Raw genomic sequence first — 3,722 nt, forward strand, 5'->3', positions numbered from 1 at the left:
TGATTTTTCATATATATGTGTTACAATGAAAAAACGCTCACTGTTTGTTTTTCTAAAAAACTAAATAATTATCCAATTTAATTATAACAAATAAATTGCTTGTTTGTCAAACTTTTAGTTGAATTTTTTTATCGCATCAAATAGTGAGCGTCAGAATGATTAGTTGATAAGGAGTGGCGATATGGAGAAAATAGAGCAAGAGTGGAAGCAGGAACAACATCGTGTGAAAGAAGTTGTCGGTAAAATTGAAAAACATATGGATACATTAGAGCAATATGCAAGTGCATCAATGAAAGATGTTGTCCAGATTCGAAAACATTTTTGGGACGATGTAACAGTAAATGTTGATAATGCGAAAGAAGCTGTAGAAACGGCAGCGAGTATCAAGCAACAGGCAGAGTTATTATCTGAACGAGAACAAAGTCATCGCCATGCATATAATCAACTAAAAGGATTAAAAAGATTACAGCAGTCGCCATACTTTGGAAGAATAGATTTTATAGAAGATGGTGAAAGCAGCGGGGAATCTATATATCTTGGAATTCATTCATTTTATGATGAAAGTACAGAGCAATTTCTCGTATATGACTGGCGAGCGCCCATATCAAGCTTGTATTATGACTATTCTCTAGGAAGAGCAAAGTACGTAGCACCTAATGAGACGATTTCAGGAGAAATGACTTTAAAACGCCAATATGTGATTCGGAATGGTCAAATTATTAGTATGTTTGATACAGGCGTAACAATTGGTGATAAATTGCTACAAGAAGTATTAGGAAATAATGCGAATACACAAATGAAAAGTATTGTATCAACTATACAAAAGGAACAAAATCAAATCATTCGGAATGAAACAAGTCGTTTGCTTGTCGTACAAGGGGCAGCGGGAAGTGGAAAAACATCAGCAGCACTTCAACGCGTTGCATATTTATTATATCGTTACCGGGATACATTACACGCCGAGCAAATCGTGCTCTTTTCTCCAAACTCGATGTTCAATAGCTATGTTTCCACCGTACTACCAGAACTTGGAGAAGACAATATGAAGCAAACGACATTCCAAGAATACTTAGAGAATCATATTGAGAAAAAATTTGAATTAGAAGACCCGTTTACACAAATGGAATATGTATTGACAGGAACGAAAGAAAGAAATTATGAAACGCGATTAGATGGAATTAAATATAAAGCAAGTTCTGATTTTATTGAGGTAGTAGATCAGTATGTAGCCTATTTAAAACAAGAAGGTATGTTATTTAAAGATATAAAGTTTAGAGGAGAAATCATAATCTCTAAAGAACAAATAAAAGAACGTTTTTATGAATTTGATGCATCAATAAGAATTCCAAACCGAATAAAATTAATTTCTGAATGGTTATTAAAAGAGTTAAAACAACAAGAAAAAATAGAGAGAAAAGCATTGTGGGTGGAAGAAGAAATACAGCTGTTAGATAAAGAAACATATGCAAAAGTTTACCGTAAGTTACAGCAAAAACAAGAATATTCCGAAGGTACATTCGATGACTTTGAGCGGGAACAAAATATGCTGGCCGCTATTGTTGTAAAAGAACATTTTAAGCCACTCCGAAGACGTGTGAAAAAGTTACAATTTATTCATACACCAGCATTGTATATCCAGTTATTTAAAGATCCGCAGTTTGCTAAGCAACTTGTAGAAGAAAACAAATTACCGCAAAGATGGAATGAAATTTGTAAAGAAACAATAGAAAAGATACAACGTTTTTATATGTCATATGAAGATGCCACGCCTTATTTATATATGAAAGATCAGCTGGAAGAGCTGCAAAGGAATACATCTGTGCAACATATATTTATTGATGAAGCACAGGATTATTCTGCATTTCAATATGCGTTTTTAAAACGAATATTTCCTCATACAAAAATGACAATACTAGGTGATTTTAATCAGACGATTTATGAGCATGCGTCAGAAAATGAATTTTCACAATTAAGTGCGCTGTACGGGGAAGAACTGAGTGAAAAAATTATCCTTACACGGAGCTACCGATCTACAAAACAAATTATTGAATTCACAAAGCAATTAATTACAGATGGTGAAGAGATTGAACCGTTTCAACGTGAAGGCAAACAGCCAACTATACAGGAAGTGGAAGAAGGAGAAGCACATCATAAAAAGATTGTGGAGCAAATCGAAAGGTTGCAGCAAAATGGGCATAAAACAATTGCAGTGATTTGTAAAACAGCAGAAGAAAGCGAAGCGGCTTATCATGTTTTACAGAAATCATTACAAGTTCGTCTTATTAAAAAAGAAACAAGTTCGTTTGATACGGGTATTCTAATTATCCCGTCGTATTTATCGAAAGGGGTAGAGTTTGATGCAGTTATCATCTATGATGCATCGAAGAAAAAATATAGTAGAGAAAGTGAACGTAAATTATTTTATACCGCGTGTACACGTGCGATGCATGAGTTATATATTTATTCTGTAGGGGAGATGAATGCATTCTTACAGTCAGTTTCCAGAGATACGTATATGTTAGAAAATGAAAAGATTCAATAAAAAAACTGACTACTCTGTAAAATGAAATTAGTCATTGCAGAGTAATCTCCTACAGGTAATATGCCATTAAAACTTTATTCTATATATGCTTCTCCACAACATTCATTTGGTACGGTTCATGTAACTAAAGCGCATTCATTGGCTATGGAATAAGACTTGGGTGATTAATTAATTTCTTCTTTTACTAACGGGTGCGTTTCTACAATAAGTGGAGACGCATTTTTCTTATTGTGCTAACGGGGCAGGTTAATTGAAAAAGCTTTTTATAATAGTAGTTGAATCTTTTCTTTCAAAAGCCTAAATAACGAACATACTTCATATGAAGTTTCTAGACCCCAGCACAAAGTAAAAAACTCGCCAAAACGGACGAGTTTTTTGTGTTAGAGCAATACAGACATTTTCTATAATAACCTTTAACACCAAACTATGATTCTATAGGGTGTCGTTTGGGCAGGGATACTTTTTGTGGTAGCTCCATAGATAACAATTAGATTTCGGTTCGTAAGGTTTCCTGAGTAGGGTTGCCCATTTGTTAATACTATTTGGGTATATGGAGATATATTTAATTGTAATCGTCCATCACTACTTTTCAGTTGACTATCAAAATAATCTACTTTGACATTTTGATAAGGGCTATCTTTTACCATTATAAGTGCTCGGTATTGTGGTGGATATATAAGAGGAACAGGTGCATTCCTATCATAGTATCCAGTCACTTTATCTCCTATTGCCACCACTACATGGTCTACAAAGTAAGTTGTGGGTGAAACGACGAAATTTACTATAGTCCCCAATCCGTTTTCTACAGACATTAATTTATAGCAGCCTTCTCCTTCGGCATTTTGCCCTACAATAAAATCACTAATCATGGTAACGGTCCCATGGAAAGAATTAAAACTTATCATTTTCATACCTCCATTGATTTAAGGCAGGCGGCGTACCAATATTCCCTAAAAAACAGTAAGTAATTACTTTGTGTACAATATGTAGGTCAAAACCTATATGACTGTGTGGATGCCCATAAAGGTTAGGAAAATGTGATATATAGTGAGAGTAAGGACTTAATTGTTCTATAAAACCAGGCAAGAGCTAACAATTTTGTAAGCTCTACAGAGGGATTACTAAGAAATAACTATTTTATTATTAAAAGAGAAAGGAAGCTTTAAAATGTACCCTATAG

At 34.1% G+C, this 3,722-nt stretch carries 2 protein-coding genes and 1 pseudogene; 2 read left to right on the top strand and 1 reads right to left on the bottom strand.

Annotation, left to right across the window (positions count from 1 at the left end):
• The first annotated feature begins 181 nt into the window (after positions 1-181).
• Both helD and V7183_RS09925 read left to right on the top strand, forming a co-directional pair.
• On the top strand, positions 182-2,542 hold the full coding sequence (gene helD, locus V7183_RS09920; RefSeq protein WP_335359364.1) for an RNA polymerase recycling motor HelD: 2,361 nt from the start codon (positions 182-184) through the stop codon (positions 2,540-2,542).
• Between the two features lie 51 nt (positions 2,543-2,593).
• Positions 2,594-2,695 (top strand): annotated as a pseudogene (locus tag V7183_RS09925) (cupin domain-containing protein); the annotation flags it as partial.
• Positions 2,696-2,955: 260 nt separating this feature from the next.
• Here V7183_RS09925 and V7183_RS09930 read toward each other — a convergent pair.
• Complete coding sequence (locus V7183_RS09930; protein WP_097899188.1) at positions 2,956-3,447, bottom strand: hypothetical protein; 492 nt, start codon at positions 3,445-3,447, stop codon at positions 2,956-2,958.
• Positions 3,448-3,722: the final 275 nt, after the last annotated feature.

This window comes from Bacillus sp. JJ1127 (assembly GCF_036965845.1).
Lineage (GTDB): Bacteria > Bacillota > Bacilli > Bacillales > Bacillaceae_G > Bacillus_A.